At 34.4% G+C, this 17,993-nt stretch carries 15 protein-coding genes; 9 read left to right on the top strand and 6 right to left on the bottom strand.

The genetic code is table 11. The features are described from left to right. Positions 1–52 precede the first annotated feature (52 nt). From ABN236_RS12900 to ABN236_RS12910, 3 genes are all read left to right on the top strand, one after another. Positions 53–2,941, top strand: a complete 2,889-nt coding sequence (locus ABN236_RS12900) for a hypothetical protein (RefSeq protein ID WP_349474155.1) — start codon at positions 53–55, stop codon at positions 2,939–2,941. A gap of 248 nt (positions 2,942–3,189) precedes the next feature. Beyond that, positions 3,190–3,798 (top strand): 2OG-Fe(II) oxygenase, encoded by a 609-nt coding sequence (locus ABN236_RS12905; protein WP_349474156.1) that lies wholly within the window; start codon positions 3,190–3,192, stop codon positions 3,796–3,798. Between the two features lie 247 nt (positions 3,799–4,045). Continuing rightward, positions 4,046–4,630, top strand: a complete 585-nt coding sequence (locus ABN236_RS12910; RefSeq protein WP_098942641.1) for a TorD/DmsD family molecular chaperone — start codon at positions 4,046–4,048, stop codon at positions 4,628–4,630. 109 nt (positions 4,631–4,739) lie between these two features. Here the strand turns inward: ABN236_RS12910 and ABN236_RS12915 are convergent, their stop codons facing one another. Next, the gene (locus ABN236_RS12915) at positions 4,740–5,294 is read right to left on the bottom strand and encodes a lipoprotein (RefSeq protein WP_311754893.1); all 555 of its coding nucleotides are present in this window, start codon (positions 5,292–5,294) and stop codon (positions 4,740–4,742) included. A gap of 42 nt (positions 5,295–5,336) precedes the next feature. Next, positions 5,337–6,539: a multidrug efflux MFS transporter MdtH gene (gene mdtH / locus ABN236_RS12920; protein WP_088495441.1), complete on the bottom strand. Its 1,203-nt coding sequence runs from the start codon at positions 6,537–6,539 to the stop codon at positions 5,337–5,339. 197 nt (positions 6,540–6,736) lie between these two features. On the opposite strand from mdtH, the gene rimJ reads away from it, so the two are divergent. Then, entirely contained in the window at positions 6,737–7,318 is a 582-nt protein-coding gene (gene rimJ / locus ABN236_RS12925) for a ribosomal protein S5-alanine N-acetyltransferase (protein ID WP_075671035.1), read from the top strand. Positions 7,319–7,414: 96 nt separating this feature from the next. On the opposite strand, the gene ABN236_RS12930 is transcribed toward rimJ, so the two are convergent. Next, positions 7,415–8,062 (bottom strand): GNAT family N-acetyltransferase, encoded by a 648-nt coding sequence (locus ABN236_RS12930; RefSeq protein WP_349474157.1) that lies wholly within the window; start codon positions 8,060–8,062, stop codon positions 7,415–7,417. Positions 8,063–8,166: 104 nt separating this feature from the next. Between ABN236_RS12930 and ABN236_RS12935 the strand changes: the two genes are divergently transcribed. From ABN236_RS12935 to ABN236_RS12945, 3 genes are all read left to right on the top strand, one after another. Then, entirely contained in the window at positions 8,167–8,763 is a 597-nt protein-coding gene (locus ABN236_RS12935; protein ID WP_349474158.1) for a TetR/AcrR family transcriptional regulator, read from the top strand. A gap of 144 nt (positions 8,764–8,907) precedes the next feature. Beyond that, complete coding sequence (gene murJ, locus ABN236_RS12940) at positions 8,908–10,443, top strand: murein biosynthesis integral membrane protein MurJ (RefSeq protein ID WP_088495445.1); 1,536 nt, start codon at positions 8,908–8,910, stop codon at positions 10,441–10,443. Positions 10,444–11,466: 1,023 nt separating this feature from the next. Next, complete coding sequence (locus ABN236_RS12945) at positions 11,467–11,739, top strand: hypothetical protein (RefSeq protein ID WP_349474159.1); 273 nt, start codon at positions 11,467–11,469, stop codon at positions 11,737–11,739. A gap of 145 nt (positions 11,740–11,884) precedes the next feature. Here the strand turns inward: ABN236_RS12945 and argS are convergent, their stop codons facing one another. Next, the gene (gene argS / locus ABN236_RS12950; RefSeq protein WP_194950584.1) at positions 11,885–13,615 is read right to left on the bottom strand and encodes an arginine--tRNA ligase; all 1,731 of its coding nucleotides are present in this window, start codon (positions 13,613–13,615) and stop codon (positions 11,885–11,887) included. Between the two features lie 172 nt (positions 13,616–13,787). On the opposite strand from argS, the gene ABN236_RS12955 reads away from it, so the two are divergent. Together ABN236_RS12955 and cutC are read left to right on the top strand one after the other, a co-directional pair. Next, positions 13,788–14,342: a VOC family protein gene (locus tag ABN236_RS12955; protein WP_349474160.1), complete on the top strand. Its 555-nt coding sequence runs from the start codon at positions 13,788–13,790 to the stop codon at positions 14,340–14,342. Positions 14,343–14,496: 154 nt separating this feature from the next. Then, positions 14,497–15,249 carry a copper homeostasis protein CutC gene (cutC, locus tag ABN236_RS12960; protein WP_099660349.1) on the top strand — a complete coding sequence of 251 codons (753 nt, stop codon included), beginning with the start codon at positions 14,497–14,499 and terminating at the stop codon, positions 15,247–15,249. 48 nt (positions 15,250–15,297) lie between these two features. On the opposite strand, the gene ABN236_RS12965 is transcribed toward cutC, so the two are convergent. Both ABN236_RS12965 and ABN236_RS12970 read right to left on the bottom strand, forming a co-directional pair. Continuing rightward, positions 15,298–16,872 carry an ATP-binding cassette domain-containing protein gene (locus ABN236_RS12965; protein ID WP_349474161.1) on the bottom strand — a complete coding sequence of 525 codons (1,575 nt, stop codon included), beginning with the start codon at positions 16,870–16,872 and terminating at the stop codon, positions 15,298–15,300. Positions 16,873–17,100: 228 nt separating this feature from the next. Further along, on the bottom strand, positions 17,101–17,931 hold the full coding sequence (locus ABN236_RS12970) for a hypothetical protein (protein WP_349474162.1): 831 nt from the start codon (positions 17,929–17,931) through the stop codon (positions 17,101–17,103). Between the last annotated feature and the right edge of the window lie 62 nt (positions 17,932–17,993).

The following is a 17,993-nucleotide window of genomic DNA, read 5'->3' on the forward strand; positions in this document are numbered from 1 at the left end:
AGTTTATCTTATTGATTATTACCTCATTCTTTTTAAAAATGAGATATAAATAATGAGTGAAATAAAAATAATTAACAGTACGATTCATTCTACCGATACTTTTAGTAGCAAGAAAAAAAAGACCAATGTCGTTGGAATAAATAATAGTAATAATGAGTATAATAAAAAAAACGAAGTGAAAAAAAAAGAGAAAGAATTTAGTTTAAATAATGCAAATAATTATGTGTATTTAGGTTCAACTAATATGTCACTTCTTAACAATATGGGTGTCACACTGACAGATGAAGGCTCATTAATGTTAATTAAAGGGAAAACGTATGATCTATTTACTGGTTTGTATCAAAAGCATATAAAGAATGGATTTAAATATAGTGTATTTAATATTGAATCACAAGCTGACGAAAATATTAAATTTAAAGAACTTTATGTCGATTCTCAAGGTAATTTAATTGGGCGAAAAAGAGATGAAAATAAAAATAGTAATGAGTTTTATAAAATTAAATTTAGTAAAATAGAGAAGAGTTATGATTTAAAAGATAATTTATCAAATGAAGCTGATGGCGAAATTATTATAAAATATGAGAAGTATACGCCAGAGAATCGATTTCAGCATGATTTGTCAAGTATAAATAATATTGTTGAACAAAAAGAGAATAATGTTTTAAAGCTAAATAGAGAAGGATTAGATATAACAATAGAAGTTAAAGATAATCAACTTTTCACAACGGGATTACCCGCTACCCTAATTGCTAAAGGAGATGAGGTTGATGGCGACATTTTATTAAAAAAACATAAAATTAAACTACCATTAAAAGAAAAAGATAAAATATTAGCAATTAAGCCAATACTAAATCAGGTTCAACTTGTTGTTGATAAAGGTGATAAAATAAAAATATATTATCTTGATCCTCTAAATATTTTTGCTATTAAAGATTATCAATATGAAGTAACACGGTTAAAACAAGAGCCGCCTTTATCTTTTTATTCAATGGTAGGTGAAAACAATTACAATAATTACCATTCAGGGCAGCCATTTTCGACTCAAACAATAGGTAACTTTAGTAGTCGACATATTCCTTTTGTTTCATCATTTATTGATAATGCAAGAATTCATATTGATAAAGCTAAGCAGCAGTATGCATTAAAAAAATATGGTGCAATGATAAAAAATATAGCTAAAAGTATTGATCCTGGGTTCAGAGGACTAATCTCCAATATTAAAGGTTTAACAAATACATCTGTTTTACCCAGTAAAAACAAAAATATAGCTTTTTATGGGGCAAAAGAGAATATACATAAAAGTTATAATGTATTAAATAGAGTTATTAAAGGAATAAATAATGGTATAAAACAAGGTGAAATAATTTACACATTAGTTAAGGAATTAAAAAATAATGAAAGCATTACTATTAATCACGAAAATGATATTCGTGCATTTTTTGGTATTAATGTATTTAACTTACCCGCTAATGTGGGGGTAAATGCTTTTGTATTAGCTAATTATGCAAAGAATCACTCACTTACATTATCAAAAAATAAAAAAGATGAAGTCATGTTTTCATTTGTTAATAAATTGAATGCCAATATCTCTGGTGGTCTATCAGCAGGAGTAACAAGTTATAATAAGCAATGGAAGGAAGGTACTATTGATTATGGTCTTATTACTCCCGTCATGGCAAGTGTACTCCTTAATATAAATCAAGAGAAACAATCTAATTTTTCATTTTCAGTTGAATTGAAAAATGTAAGTGAGTTTATTAATAAAGGATTAGATCTCTCTGAAAACGAGCTTCAGTATAATTCAATGCTTGAAAAAAACAATAAAATAGAATTGTCATTAGGAGGCGAATTAAGAAGTGAGATAAGCTTCAATGTTGAAACTACGCTCAATAAAAATACAAGTGTTATTATACCAAGAAATGCTATTGGTGGTAATGTTGCATTAAACTTAATGAAATTAAATTTAAATGTAAATAAGCTTATTTCTCATGGACAGGTAGACAATGAAAATTCTGAAAGAAAAGTTGATTTTGATTTTTTTGAGCTTAATTTTGAATTTTATCGAGATCTAAAAATAACTCCATCAACAACAAGTTCTCAAAGTAATATTCAATGGTATCCTTTAGCTACCGTTAAAAACTTTGAAACGATGCTACAAAAAAAGATTAACTCTTTATTTAAAACACCTGTTTATGATAGTGAATTTTATAAAAACAAGAAAGAATTTGAAGAAAAAAGGAGGAATTTAAAAGGAATATATAAAAGGGTGCTTAAACTAAATAAGTTATTTGATATATACCCTAAAGAATATGATGTTGCCAGTGGTATTAATAAGCTAGATAATATTTATTTATCTTTATCTTCTAATAAAAAACAAAATGAAAAATTAAATAATTTATTAAAAGTTGAAAAGTCAAATTATAAAAGTGATTTAATAAATAAGCCAGTATATTTAGCTAATGAAAATGCTAATGTAAAACAATTTTTGTTAGATTTAAAAGAGAGAAAAGAAACACTCTCTTCACAAGAAAAAGATAATATGAATGAAAAATTCAAACCTTATTTTATTTCCAAGTATCAATTAGATGCGAAAAGTGAAAATATTTATACTGAGATTAAAGCAAGAGTTCAAACACTTTTAGATGAAGTGAAAACAAATAATAATCTTACATTAAATGAAATCAAGAGTAAGTTAGATAGCTTATATGATGCGTCTAAGAAAGAGTTAAATAAAATTAAGTATAATATTAATTCTATAGATGTTATGTCTGTGAGTGAGCTAGCTGATAAAGGGAAATCATTACCTCTTATATTTTTGCGGTTGGAAAGTAAAAAGTCGATTTCACACCATCAAGTAAAAGGTGAAATTAAATTTGATTACGAACAAAAAGAAAATGGTGATAGAACATTGAGTAAAATTAATACAAGCTACTATTTCTAAATAAATTATTTATTTTTCTTAACTATTCTGTAGTGTTATCAGTTATTTTTTCTATAAATAGCTACATTATCAGAATGTTATAAGGATTATCAGGAATAGTAAGTTTTGTTTTATATTGTGATTGTTTGCTATTTTAGGGTTTATCACTAATAAAATGAAGTTATCGAAAAGATAAGTTTATTAAATTGTAATTTCACTTAACTTGGTGATATAAAGTTATTTCCCATGTTAATAAGACAATATACTTAATGAATATAGCAGAACTTCTTGAGCAAATAGCAGAGAAAGGATGGTGTGTATGGGATGATTTCCTCACACCAGAGGCTGTTCAACAATTGCGCGCTTGTTTTGATGGTAATGCACAACAAGCGCGTATTGGTCGTCATGAGAATCGGCTTGCAGAAACAACAATTCGAAGTGATAAAATACGTTGGCTAGAACCTGAAATGGGAACACCCGTTCAGCATTATTTAATGCAAATGGAGTCTATTCAACGTGCGGTAAATCGTGAGTTTTTTCTTGGACTTTTTGAATATGAAGCGCATTTTGCTTGTTATGAAAAAGGTGCTTTTTATAAAAAACATCTGGATGCATTTAAAGAAAATGTGACGCGGCGATTAACAACAGTATTGTATCTTAATGAGGATTGGAAAAAAGAATACGGCGGCGAGTTAGTTATTTATGATTTGGAAGATAAAGAACTAGCAACAGTTGCTCCTAAAGGTGGACGTTTGGTTGTTTTTCTTTCAGAACAATTCCCTCATGAAGTACTTCCTACTTATAAAGAAAGAATAAGTATTGCAGGGTGGTTTCGTGTGAATGGTGTAAGAGATAATTTTCTTGATATAGCCAGTTAACAAATGCAATAAAATGCTGTTGTCATAAAGTCGTTTATTATAAAACTGCTTTAGAAGATAAGTAGCATGGGATTAGGCGCGTTTCTTATATTAAGTAAAAGACTTAATAATAAGAGCGCGCTTTTTCTGTTTCAAGCGATTAAAAATAGTAAGATTTATATTAACAATAAAAGAGAAATGACGAAAAAAGTTGATTTTCTTACCGTTAAACGCACAATAACGCGAAACTTTTTAGGATAAAAATACAATGAATGAATTTTCAATAGTTTGCCGGCTTTTAGGCACATTATTCCAACGTGATCCCAATGATCCTATTTTATCACCAATTATTAAAATGATTGGTGAAGGAAAACTTAGCCAGCTATGGCCATTAGAGCAAGATGAGTTATTTAACACCTTAAAAAATAGCGTCAAAGATTTAGCCAGTGTTGAAGCGGATTATCAGTCTCTTTTTGGTAGCGAAACTCCTGCTGTGTCTATTTATGCCCATGATTATGAAGAGATCAAAGAAGACGATATTCGTCAATTTTTGATCGCAAGGGGTATGCCAGTTACAGATAATGCAACAGACAGTTTTGGTGCTTTACTACTTGCTGCTTCATGGCTTGAAGATAACTCAGCAGAAGATGAAGTATTGGCACAAATACAATTATTTGATGAATATCTATTACCTTGGGCTGGCACATTTTTAGGTAAGGTTGAAGCTCATGCAACAACTGGCTTTTATCGCACACTAGCAGGTATTGCGCGTGGTGCATTATCAGCATTACGTGAAGAACTCTCTGATGATGAAGAAGAGAGTGACGATACTGAAGATACGCAAGCAGAGTAATATAACTATTTCTTTGCAAAAGTATTTTATTATTCATAAAAAAGGCAAACCATTAGGTTTGCCTTTCTCATTAATGACGATAAATATTTTTAATCAACTTGCGTAACTATTAGAGTTGGATCACGAATTTACCCGGTTTAACTTCAATTCCTTTAGCCAGTTTAAACGCGGCAGCTTCAGCACTGTTTTTTTCTGGATTAAGAACATAAACAGGGTGATTATCAAAGTAAGTCGTGATTGTTGTATCCAAATAAGGTTTTAGTGCCACAACCACAGCATCCATTTTTTCTGGAGAGACTTTGTAACTATCAATAGCCATTGATTTTATGTATATCGCCCCTTTATCAGCCTGATAAGAAGGTTGCCCTGATAACGTAAGCTCAACTTTAGCGCTAGTCTTACCAAAGAATGAATTAATTATCAGATCAGTTGTACCAGAAAGACTTATTTTACCCGGCTCAGTACGACCAATTTGAATAGAAAGATTGCTTAATTTAATATCAGCAGATACAACCTCATCTTCACCAATATGTTTCTGAAGATTTATTTTTTGACTGATATAGTCATTAATAAGGTTTTCACTCACATCAAATTGCTTGAGCTGATCACACCCTGTGATTAAGCTTGTTAATACTAATATACTGGTTAGAAAAATTGCTTTCATAAACACTCCTTGATCATTGATAACTAAGAGTTTACCTGATCTCTAGGGAGTAAGCATGGCTGTTTCTATTTTTTTACGATTAAATTGGCGATGTAACGCATAAAGTGTTATTAAACCTACAGTTCCTAGTAAGAACCAAGGTAATTCAGGCATGTCAAATTGATTACCTAAATCATACATCCATCCACCACCTGTATATCCAATAGCTCCACCAAATGCCAAGCCTAAGCGACTAAAACCCATATAACTACCACGAGCGCGAGGATCAGCAAGTGATGCACTTAAGGTTTCGCGTGCAGGCTCTGCTGTAATGGTACCAAGATAAAATAGACCAATAATCAAGAAGATACTTTGTAATGAATGGATCATGCCAACAGGGAACATGCTGATGCTCATTAAAAATAAGCCAGCCATTAAACGCTGTTCTAATTTGAAACGTTTTTCACTCCAGCGAGCAATAGGATAAAGCAACGTTAAAGAAAGTAGAGCTTCAATGGCATACATCCATTTTACAGCAGTTGGTGTACCCGCAATATCATTGACGATAATAGGAAACATCAACATAACTTGAACAGATAATACAAAATAACCTGTCAGGGTTAAGACATAACTGACAAAGCGCTTATCAAGGCATACTCGCTTTAACCCTTCTTTAATTGGTGTTCGGGTTGTGGAGATACGATAAGCAGGTAATAACCAAGCATTAAATAAGGCTGCGATAACAAAAACACCAGCACCGACCCAGCATACCAAATGAAAATCATACTGTAATAACCAGCTACCAATGAGTGCGCCAATAACGGCACCAGCGCTATCTTGCATTAACAATAAAGAGTAAAAACGACCGCGTTCATAAGGACGGGTTAATTTTATAACTAGCGCTGTGCGAGGTGGATCAAATAAAGTTCCACCTAATGCAGATAAAATGCAAGATAACCAAAGTATCCAAGGTTGATCAGCCATTGCCATTAAAGCAAAACCTAAAGCTCGTAATAACATGCCTGTTATTATCATTGGTTTTGCACCAAAACGGTCTGCAATAGCGCCGCCAAAAATGCCAAGACCTTGTTGTACGAGTTGTCTAAGCCCTAAAGCAAAACCGACAATAACACCAGCCCAACCTAATTGTTCGACGAAACGAATAGAAATAAGCGGAAAAACGACGAAAAAACCTAAGACAACTAACATATTGTCAATTAGGAGGAAGTATTTACCCAAAGTACGGGCTTGTGTTACCAGCGCCATTACTCACCATCAATAAGCAAATAATTTAAATAAAATAAGGGGGGAATGAAATAATTTATTTCTTCGACTATTCTGTCTCTAAATGTGCATAATTCCTAGTAAATTAAAGATGATATTTTTTTATTAAGGTTAGTGGCAGAATAAGAAGAGTTGCTTCAGAATTAGACTTATTTATATCAAAGGATAATGAGATCGTAATGTTTGGTTATCGTGGCGGAATTCCTAAAATTCGTTTTGAAACACAAAGAATGGTAATTCGTTTAGCATACGAACGAGATGCTGAAAGATTGGCTGATTATTATACATTAAATCGTCGTTTTTTAATTCCGTGGGAACCCGTAAGAGATAAAACACATTATATACCCTCTGGTTGGGAACACCGTTTACAATATATGAACGAGCTGCACCGACAAGAAAGTGCTTTTCATTTTCTACTATTAACACAAAAGGAAGATGAAATTATTGGTGTCGCTAATTACAGCAATGTTATGCGAGGCGCTTTTAATGCCTGTTTCTTGGGGTATTCAGTCGGTGAAAAATGGCAAGGTCAAGGCTATATGTCTGAAGCTTTAACTGAAACACTTCGTTATATGCAGCGACAGCAGGGGATGCATCGTATTATGGCGAATTATATGCCTCATAATTTACGTAGTGGAAACTTATTAGCTAAACATGGTTTTGAACGTGAAGGGTATGCCAAAAACTATCTACAAATTAATCAAGAGTGGCGAGATCACGTACTGACTGCATTAACAACGCGAACCTATTTTAAACGTTAATATTGGTCATTATGGAAGAAAAGCACTGTTTATAATCATATTAGAAACGTCTTTATGTCAGTGCTTTTAGCCTCTTTTTGATGATAATCGTGATATTTAATAAGCCATTTGATCCGTTTTTTTCAACATATAGTACCAATGTTGAATATGGAAAATAGACTGTGTTAAGCGTGATGACTCTTTTTTTTCAATATAAAATCCATTCTTTTGATACAAATAAAGCGCACCTTCATGATGAATATCGACATAAAGTGATAAATACGCTTTTTTCAGAACATCTTTACTATATTGGGTTATCCACTCAAGTATAGCGTAGGCAATACCGTGTCCTTGATATGATGATAAAACGGCAATATGTGCCAAGTAAGCTTCATTTTCATTTGGCGTATAATCAAATAAAGAAAAGAAAATCTTTTGCTTAATATAATGAATAATACCAAAGCGCCAATAATTTAAGGATGATGTTTTAATAAAGGAATTTGCAATAAAGTCGTTTTCTTTTATTACTAAACAAAATGTTGCGATAATTTTTCCATTATCAGTGACAACAAATTGTTGGCTGTTTTTTTTACATGCTAATGAATTCCAAATAGCTTCTAATTGCTGACGTTGATTAGGATTAGTGCTATCAATATTAAAAGCATTTAATTTAAAACGAAATGCTTGTGCAAATAATTGAATAATTTCAGGAATATCTGAAGGTTCTGCAACACGAAGCTGATAGTGTTCATTAAGTAATTGCATGATATCGTTACTCTGCAATAATAGGGTTAACTTTTTAGACTGCTTGGTCTAGTTGTTTATAGACTAATCAGTCTAATTTATTTTGTCCAGAGATTTTTAATGTTATGAACAAGACTGTTACTGAAAAACAAAAAGCGAAAATGAAGCATATTATTGATGCTGCAATACGTTGCTTTGCTGTAAAAGGTTTTCACTCCACATCAACAGCAGAAATCTGTCATGAAGCAGGTATGAGTCCAGGAAATGTATTTCATTATTTTCCAAATAAAAATTCGATTATTGAAGCGATAGCATTAGAAGATGCACAACTATTTGACGATATTTTTTGTCGTTATGAAACTGAAGAAGAGTGCATTCAGGCAATTATCGATTTAATGAAGGAAATTATAGAGCTCTATAATCACCCAGAATATGCACGTATTAGCATTGAAATTTTTGCTGAAGCCTCACGTAATGCGAGCATTCACGAGATTTTTATTGAAAATGAGAGAAACAATAAACAACGTTTGATTGCGATGCTGAAAAACGGTATTAAAAAAGGGCAGATAGACTCAACACTTGAGCCTGAGAAAATTGCAACATGGCTGTTAGTTATCGCAGATGGTTCAATGGGAAGAAATGTTATTGATCCTGAATTTAATGAAAAAGAGAACCAAATTATGCTGGAAGTGATGTTGAAAAAAATGCTCACGAAGCCATAAGTTGCTATTTTTTAATCGCTTTGGTTAGTCGAAGATAAGTAGAGTCAGCGTATTCTTAGCTAATTGAAGATTGATTTTTCGATGTTAGAGACGGAGTATAGTCCCTTTCTTTTTATTCCATTCAACAAAAATTAGAATGACTTTATGAATTTACTTAAATCACTCGCTGCCGTGAGTTCAATGACCTTATTTTCACGGGTACTTGGATTTATTCGTGATGCAATTATTGCGCGTATTTTTGGCGCAGGTATGGCAACAGATGCTTTTTTTGTTGCTTTTAAATTGCCAAACTTATTACGTCGTATTTTTGCAGAAGGGGCATTTTCTCAAGCATTTGTTCCCATCTTGGCAGAATATAAAAATCAGCAAGGTGAGGAGGCAACGCGTACCTTTATTGCTTATGTTTCGGGTATGCTGACGCTTATTTTAGCCGTGGTCACCGTGATTGGTATTATTGCTGCACCTTGGGTGATTTATGTTACAGCACCGGGTTTTAGTAGTTCACCTGACAAATTTCAATTAACGACTGATCTATTACGGATCACCTTTCCTTATATTTTTCTTATTTCATTAGCTTCATTGACAGGCTCTATTTTAAATACTTGGAATCGGTTTTCAGTACCCGCTTTTGCACCGACGCTCCTCAATGTCAGCATGATCTTTTTTGCTTTAGTCGTCGCCCCTTATTGTAATCCTCCTATTATGGCTTTGGCGTGGGCGGTTGTTGCGGGAGGAATATTACAACTTGGGTATCAATTACCACATTTGAAAAAAATCGGTATGCTTGTTTTACCGCGTATCTCATTTAGAAATAGCGGTGTTTGGCGTGTGATGAAATTGATGGGACCTGCTATTTTAGGCGTTTCAGTTAGCCAAATATCATTGATTATCAATACTATTTTTGCTTCCTTTTTAGTTTCTGGTTCTGTTTCTTGGATGTATTACGCAGACCGCTTGATGGAGTTACCGACAGGGGTATTAGGGGTTGCATTAGGTACAATCTTACTTCCTTCATTATCTAAGAGCTTCGCCAGTGGCAACACTGAAGAATATAGAAAACTGATGGATTGGGGGTTAAGACTGTGCTTTTTATTAGCACTGCCTTGTACTATTGGTTTAGCGGTACTATCAGGGCCTTTAACAGCATCTTTATTCCAGTATGGTAATTTTAATGCTCATGATGCATTGATGACACAACAAGCGCTAATCGCTTACTGTGTTGGGCTAATGGGGTTGATTATCATAAAAATCTTAGCACCAGGTTTTTATTCTCGTCAGGATATTAAAACACCCGTAAAAATTGCAATTGCCACATTGATCCTCACACAATTAATGAACCTTGCATTCATTGGTAGCTTAAAACATGTGGGCCTTGCGCTCTCAATCGGTATTGCGGCTTGTTTCAATGCTTCTATGTTGTTTTGGCAAATCCGTAAGAAAGATATCTATCAACCTTTAGCTGGCTGGCCTGTGTTCTTATTGAAACTTATTATTGCGCTTGCCGTAATGGGCGCTGTATTAGCTGGAATGTTGTGGATCATGCCAAGTTGGGATATTGGTAGTATGCCAATGCGTATATTGCGCTTGTTGTTGGTTGTAGTTGCCGGAGCAGGGAGTTATTTTGTTGCGCTGTATGCATTAGGGTTTAGACCTCGTCATTTCTCACTACGTGCGTTATAACTGAAACAGTGACTCCTCGCTTTTGTATAAAAGCGAGGAGTTGCAAAATTAACAATGTTTTTATCAACACAACTTTCCTCGTTTAGAACCTTTCTCTATTTTTAGACTATTTATAATGCGTCATAGATCACACTTCTAGCATTTAGTCACATGATTCTGACTACTCTTAGAAAGAGAAAAAAGAGCAAGAAAAAACAAAAAACATTTTTCTTGCTCTTTTTTTTATTAAATTTTTTTTCCAATTTCTAAATGGTTTATACAGATTTTAGGCATTGGAACACATTTTTTGATGGTTATTAATAAGTTTATCTAATCATTAATCATATCGAATATCTTTAGACAATTTGTTTACTAATGGTGGGATTCTACATAAAGTAAAAAAATAGACACTATATTCTAAGCACTTACGGTTTGACGAATTATCTTTTTTTAGATAAACTCTCTTGTGTTGTATAGGTTTAAAAATTGACACATCTGTTAAATATTTCTTACTTAATGATGAGATATTGCAAATATTTCAAAATATTGCAGTATATTTTAAAACATTTAATTTTTTTGATTTAAGACATATTATTATTTCTTTATTCAGGTAGATTAACCGTGACTGTAAAGTTATTTGCTTGTTATCGTTCAGTACTACTGAAAGTGATCATATCTATTTTGTCTGCGCTTCAAATAGGTAACACGATTGCTGGGGATAAGCAGTAAACAATAAGTCGTGTGAATAATGAAATTAATGCTAAATCTATTTTTAATAGATAATTAGATTACTGAGAATTCAGTATGGTACACTAATTATTGCTTTCATTTGTCCGCCGTTGTTTTCTGTTTTTCCCTCTCTTTTCTATTCCTTCTCAATATTTCTTATTTTTTTATTAATAGCTCAATAACTCAAATATTTCTCCATTTATTCGTTATACTCAAAGCAGTTATAAATCATTAAATATTTCTAGTTTAAAGACTACTAAATAACCACTTTGTGGTTTTTGGTAAAAATAAAAATAAAAGCGTCAAGGAGCTACTATGAAAAAAGCAATTATCATTTCTGTATCATTAGCTACATTATTTCTTGCAGGTTGTACTGCTGACGGAAAAATTAAAACCTCAAGACTCACTCCAGTTAACTGTGTGGGCGTATTTGACAAAACTAATGAGAAGCTTGCTTTCACCGCTAAAGATGTCAATGACCGCTTATACAGCCCTAGCAAGCCAATAGATAGTGTTGATGGGTGGATTGATGCAAAAGATATTAGAGGGCTACTGTGTCAGGATGTTATAACTGCTAATGAAGACTAATGATTAAGTAGCATTTGGAAGTTTGATTACACAATTGCTTGAAGTGTTATTTTAGCTATATTGAATTAAGACTTAATGCATAATAAAAAACCGATGGTTAATGCCATCGGTTTTTTTATCACTGCTATTTGAAAATAGAGATGAATTACATTCTATCTACGGTTTCAATGCCTAAAGTATCTAAACCTTGTTTTAAGGTTCTCGCGGTTAAACGAGCCAGTTTTAGACGGCTTTGGCGAGTGTTTTCATCTTCAGCAGATAAGATAGGGCAGTTTTCATAAAAGCCAGAGAAGGCTTGTGCCAGATCATAAAGATAAGCACACATAACGTGAGGCGTTCCTTCACGGGAAACTTGCATAATGGTTTCATCAAATTGGACTAAACGTAATGCAAGTTGTTTCTCATGAGATTGTGTTAGTGCGATAGGTTGTGTTAACGCATTTTCATCAATTTCTGCACGTTTGAAGATTGAAGCAACACGAGTATATGCATATTGCATATAAGGTGCTGTGTTACCTTCAAAACTTAACATCAGATCCCAATCAAAGATGTAATCTGTTGTACGGTTTTTTGACAAGTCAGCGTATTTAACAGCACCAATACCCACAACGCGAGCAACGTTATTTAATTCGTCTTTATCCATATCTGGATTTTTTTCAGCGATTAATGTACGTGCTCTTTCTTGGGCTTCATCAAGTAAATCGGTTAAACGAATAGTGCCACCAGAACGAGTTTTAAATGGACGACCATCTTTACCTAACATCATACCGAACATATGGTGTTCGAGTGACATTGAATCAGGGATGTAGCCTGCTTTACGAACAATCGTCCAAGCTTGCATTAAATGCTGGTGCTGACGAGAGTCAATATAATAGAGTACGCGATCAGCGTGTAATGTTTCGTGACGGTATTTTGCACAAGCAATATCGGTTGTTGTATATAGGTAGCCACCGTCTTTTTTCTGAACGATAACACCCATAGGTTCACCTTCCTTGTTTTTATACTCATCAAGGAAAACAACCGTTGCACCTTCACTTTCTACTGCAAGACCTTTTGCTTTTAAATCAGCAACAATACCCGCTAACATTGGGTTATAAAGACTTTCACCCATAATGTCATCTTCGGTTAATGTGACGTTAAGGCGTTGATAAGTCACTTGGTTTTGTTGCATGGTGATATCAACTAATTTGCGCCACATTGTACGGCAGTATTCATCACCACTTTGTAATTTCACAACATAATTACGGGCACGCTCTGCGAATACTTCATCTTCATCATAATGTTTTTTCGCTTCGCGATAGAATTCTTCGAGATCAGACAACGCCATATCAGCGGCATTTTCATTCTGTTTTTTCTCTAAATACGCAATTAACATACCAAATTGCGTACCCCAATCACCAAGGTGATTAGCACGAACAACATTATGACCTAAGAAAGACAAAGTACGCGCACTTGCATCACCAATAATGGTCGAGCGTAAGTGACCAACGTGCATCTGTTTCGCAACGTTCGGAGATGAGTAGTCGATAACAATAGTTTGAGGTTCAACGGGTGTTACGTTTAGATGTTCATCTGCTAATGCGGCTTCAGCTTGCTTGGCAACCCATTGTGAAGATAAAAAGATATTGATAAAACCCGGGCCTGCGATTTCAACTTTATCTGCAACATCCGTAATATCGAGCTTTTCTAAGATCTTTTCTGCGAGTTGTCGGGGTGGGATCCCCATTTTTTTTGCAGCTCCCATGACACCATTTGCCTGATAGTCACCAAATTGTACTTTGGCTGACTGACGGACAAGAGGTTCGCTATCAGCGGGTGCGCCAGCAGCACACATTGCCACACTGATTTTTTCTGAAAGAAAAGCCTGAATATTCACCGGGTTACCTTAAATTATTGAGAAAATAAAACCTGACGACAAAAGCCTGACAGGTTTTTTATAAAGAATTGGGATTAACCTTGAATTTATAACATATTCCGGCTAGAACATGCTACCATCTCGGCCTTATCTTTAAGGTTTTTTCTCTGTTTTTTCATTAAGGTTATTCAAAATGGTGTTATTTTCTTCAATTCCTCAATTAAATGATTTAACTCACGAGCTTTCTTTGTTTGAAGAAAATATGACGCTATTTGCCAATAGTTTGAGTATAGATTTATCCGCCCATCTCACGGATCACGTATCGTTACGTTGTCACGATTTAGCGTTAGCGGAGCAGTGGAGAGTAGGATTAAGCCAGTGTGGAAAGTGTATTTCTGATAATGTAATTAATGGACGGCCAATATATCTATTTCAATTAGAAACGCCATTAACTATTTTAAATCAATCTGTTTCCATCGTTGAGTTACCTTTTCCCACAAATAAAAAATATGAGTATCAAGGTTGGGAGCATATTGAGCAAGTGATCCCCGTTGAGCCAACTGATTTAGTGACTAAAGTTATGTCATTTTTACCTGAAATGTTACCTGAGAGTGTTAGCTTAAAAATCAGTGAACCTAAAGGTGAGAAAGAACGTTTACCTAATCCAACAGTGGCTATTTCTAATGGAAAAGTCACAGTGAAGTATCATCCTTATTCGTTACTTGAAATCGTAGAAAGTGAGTGTTGAGCGACACTTTCAGAAAATAGTTTGCTTGTGTCAGCACAAAATTCTGATAGCAGAATTGAATGAATAACGAGATTCGACAACTATTGTTAGAAATCGCTAAGAAATGATGTTTATTTTCTGATTACTTTCTTTATTAAGGATGGAGAGGGATGATATGGCTACGTTGGAGATTTGTTGTTTTGGCGCTGAATGTGCGTTGGTAGCAGAACGAGCGGGTGCAGACAGAATAGAGCTGTGCACGAGTCCAGCAGAAGGTGGCATTACGCCAAGCTTTGGAATGCTAAGACAAGTCAGAGATTTGGTTCGTATTCCCGTTCATCCCATTGTTCGCCCTCGTGGTGGTGATTTTTGTTATACACAAGCTGATTTTTCAGCAATGAAAAATGATATTAGTTTGATCCGTGATATGGGATTTTCAGGAGCAGTTGTTGGTCTTTTAAATGAAGAAGGGCATATAGATTTGCCTAAAATGGAAATTTTAATGGAGCTTGCAGGGCCATTAGCCATTACTTTTCATCGCGCTTTTGATATGTGTATTAATCCATTGTTAGCGCTAGAACAACTGACTCAGCTAGGTGTTTCTCGTATTCTAACGTCAGGACAGCAGGCAAACGCGGAACTAGGTTTGCCATTATTACGAACGTTAAATGAGAAAACACAGGGCCCTATCATTATGGCGGGGGCTGGTGTAAGGCTCAGTAATATCCAAAAATTCCTAGATGTAGGATTAAAAGAAATACACAGTTCAGCAGGAAAAGTAGCACCTTCAACTATGATTTATCGTAAAGCGGGTGTAACAATGAGCTCTGATAGTGAAGTAGATGAATTTACGCATTACTGTGTGGATGAAGATACGGTTGAAGCAATGAAAGATATTATGAGTATTCATGCACCATTAGCATCTTGATTAGCATAAATTAACGATTTTAGAACTGCGCCTTTATGGCGCAGTTTTTTATATAATCTCGCCTAATAATAACGTATGTGTAATACCACAGCGTTCCACAAAAGCTTCATCATGCGAAACTAGTAATAATGTCCCCTGATATTCAACGAGTAAATTTTCCAATAGTTGTTTGGACTCGATATCAAGGTGATTATCTGGCTCATCGAGTAATAATACCGCAGGTGGTTTTGGGCTATGAGTTAAGGCCAATAACGTTGCTTTTAATTGCTCGCCACCACTTAGTTTTTCAAGCGGTAGTAAAGATTTATCACCTCTAATTCTCAACATCCCAAGGCGTGTTCGCCATTGCTCAATAGAAATAGCAGGCTGATATTGGTGTAGTGCTTGTGCAACAGGTAATGTTTTATCAAGTAAAGCAAGGTGTTGATCGAGATAGCAATAGTCTTTGTTTAGACGAAATTCACCAGAAAGAGGTGCAATTTGTTCGATCAAACATTTTAATAATGTTGATTTCCCACATCCGTTTTTACCTTTAATATGCCAATGTTCATTACCGTAAGCTGAAAATGAAATCGGGCGCTGATAACCATATGGAAGTTGAAGATTATCAACAAATACATTTAAACGGTGACCATCACTTTGATAATTCAACACCATTTTTTGTTGATGAACATGTGATTTTTCCTCATCGACACCTTGTTTTTGAGATTGCATATCATCGATTACGCGCTGATGACGCTTTGCAACTGCAGATTGTCTTTGTTCAGCCCGATTTGTCTGCATATCCAATAAAAGTAAGCATTGAGAGCCACTTTTCCTAATTGATTCGCCTTGTCGTTTTCGTTGTGCTGCTTTTTGTAATGTCGCTTGTTGCTGGCGTTTCTCATTTTTAATTTGGCTGTTTAGTCGATCACTTGCGGCTTCCAACGAGGCTATTTCTGCACTTTTTTGTGTCTCATATAAAGTATAATTTCCTCCATATTCAGATAAACCTTTCTCGCTTAATTCAAGAATCGTATCCGCATATGAGAGCAAGTTTCGATTATGACTAACAATAAGAGATCCTGCTTTGTGCTGAGCTAACTGTTTTATTAACCATTGTTGTCCTTGATAATCAAGATGGTTATCTGGCTCATCTAAGAGCAGAAAACTCTGCTCGCATAAAAAAGCGCGGCAAAGTGCTAAACGTGTCTGTTCTCCACCACTTAGATGTGCGATAGGGGTATCTAATGCGACAGGGAGTTGTGCTGAATCTAATAAATTCTGCCACGTAACTGGAAGTTGCCATTTGCCATCGAGTAACTCAATATCTTCTAATGTAGCAATACCTGCATCAACGCGTTGAAATGCCTGATAAATTTCTTGAATATCTAACGCTTGAGCAAGTGTATCGCCTTGTAATCGGGTTAATTGATCAACGTGAACAAAAGGCATATTCCAATTAACTTTGCCTGATGTCGGTAATATTTTTTGTGCTAATAATCTTAATAGTACAGATTTTCCTTTACCATTATGACCGATTAATGCATTTTGCTGACAAGCCAATGAGCGAGTTAATGGTGGAAAAAGAACTTGCTGATTAAATTCGATAGTAAGTTGTGAGAAGTGACAGGCTATTGTCATAGTAATACCTCCTAAACGAAATAGGTGGCAGACAGCCGTGATCTATTTTAGATGCGACGAAATAAATTATTGTCTGCCAGTAACAGAAAATAAATACCCAAAAGGTATTTGAAAAAATTTTCTGGCAGAATTTAATTCATCGTAGGGAAGTGCCTCTTAAAAAATAAAATAGGATAGGGAATGTAACGCGCTCATTATAGCGATAAACATGCCCAGATCAATAGGAGATTAACGTCGTGATCCGCGAGTTGCTTTTTCTCTGTTATAACTATATTTAAATTTAATTTTTCTATAAAGAGGTGAAAACATTGTCATTGTCAAAAAAATAAAAGGAATGGTATATAAAAGTGTTCCTAACGCCATGCCAACATGAGGTGCATTAAAATATTCACTATGAGAGGTGATTAAATTTAAATAATTTACTTTGTCTAAATATTCAGGTGTTAATCCACCATAAGGAACAATAAAGCGAATTATTGCAATTAAGAATATGCAAAATAGAAAATTGAGCGTCATATATGCGGAATTAAGAATGTTTTTATTCCAAGCTTCTCTACTCTTTGCTTGATAGCTACCAATAAGGCGATTAGCGATGATAACCGCGTAGAGCCAAAGTACAATGTTTTCATCGCCCATAACAAAACTATTAATCATAAAGGCGAATGCGCTATAAGCAGGGATAAGAACAAAAATAAGTTTAGTTCGTGCTAGCACAGCCATAAATAGGCCTGAATGAACAAGAACAAACTCAAAGATAAAAATAACGGTTAAATTATAAATGGTTTGAACGCTAAACAACGCGGGATAACACCATGCGGTAATAATAAAAGCGATATAAAAGAATTGAGTAAAATAATCAAACCAAGAGAATAACGCACTGATTTTACGCTGCAATGGCGTAAGTACAATAGATGACTCACTTTCTAAAAAATTTTGATTAGAAAAAAAGAGTTCTCGTTTTTCATTCTCTTTTCGGCGCTCGTTAAGAACCAGAGATTGCTGTTTTTGTTGTGCGATCCTTTTTTGTTTAGCTTGTTTATTTTCTTTATATTTCGCCATGATGAACTTTTATAGAGTCAATTTTATCGATGTAAATATGGTTTAAGTTAGAATAAGTGATT

This window comes from Proteus sp. fly-1013, from assembly GCF_040140245.1.
GTDB classification, from domain to species: Bacteria; Pseudomonadota; Gammaproteobacteria; order Enterobacterales; family Enterobacteriaceae; genus Proteus; species Proteus mirabilis_B.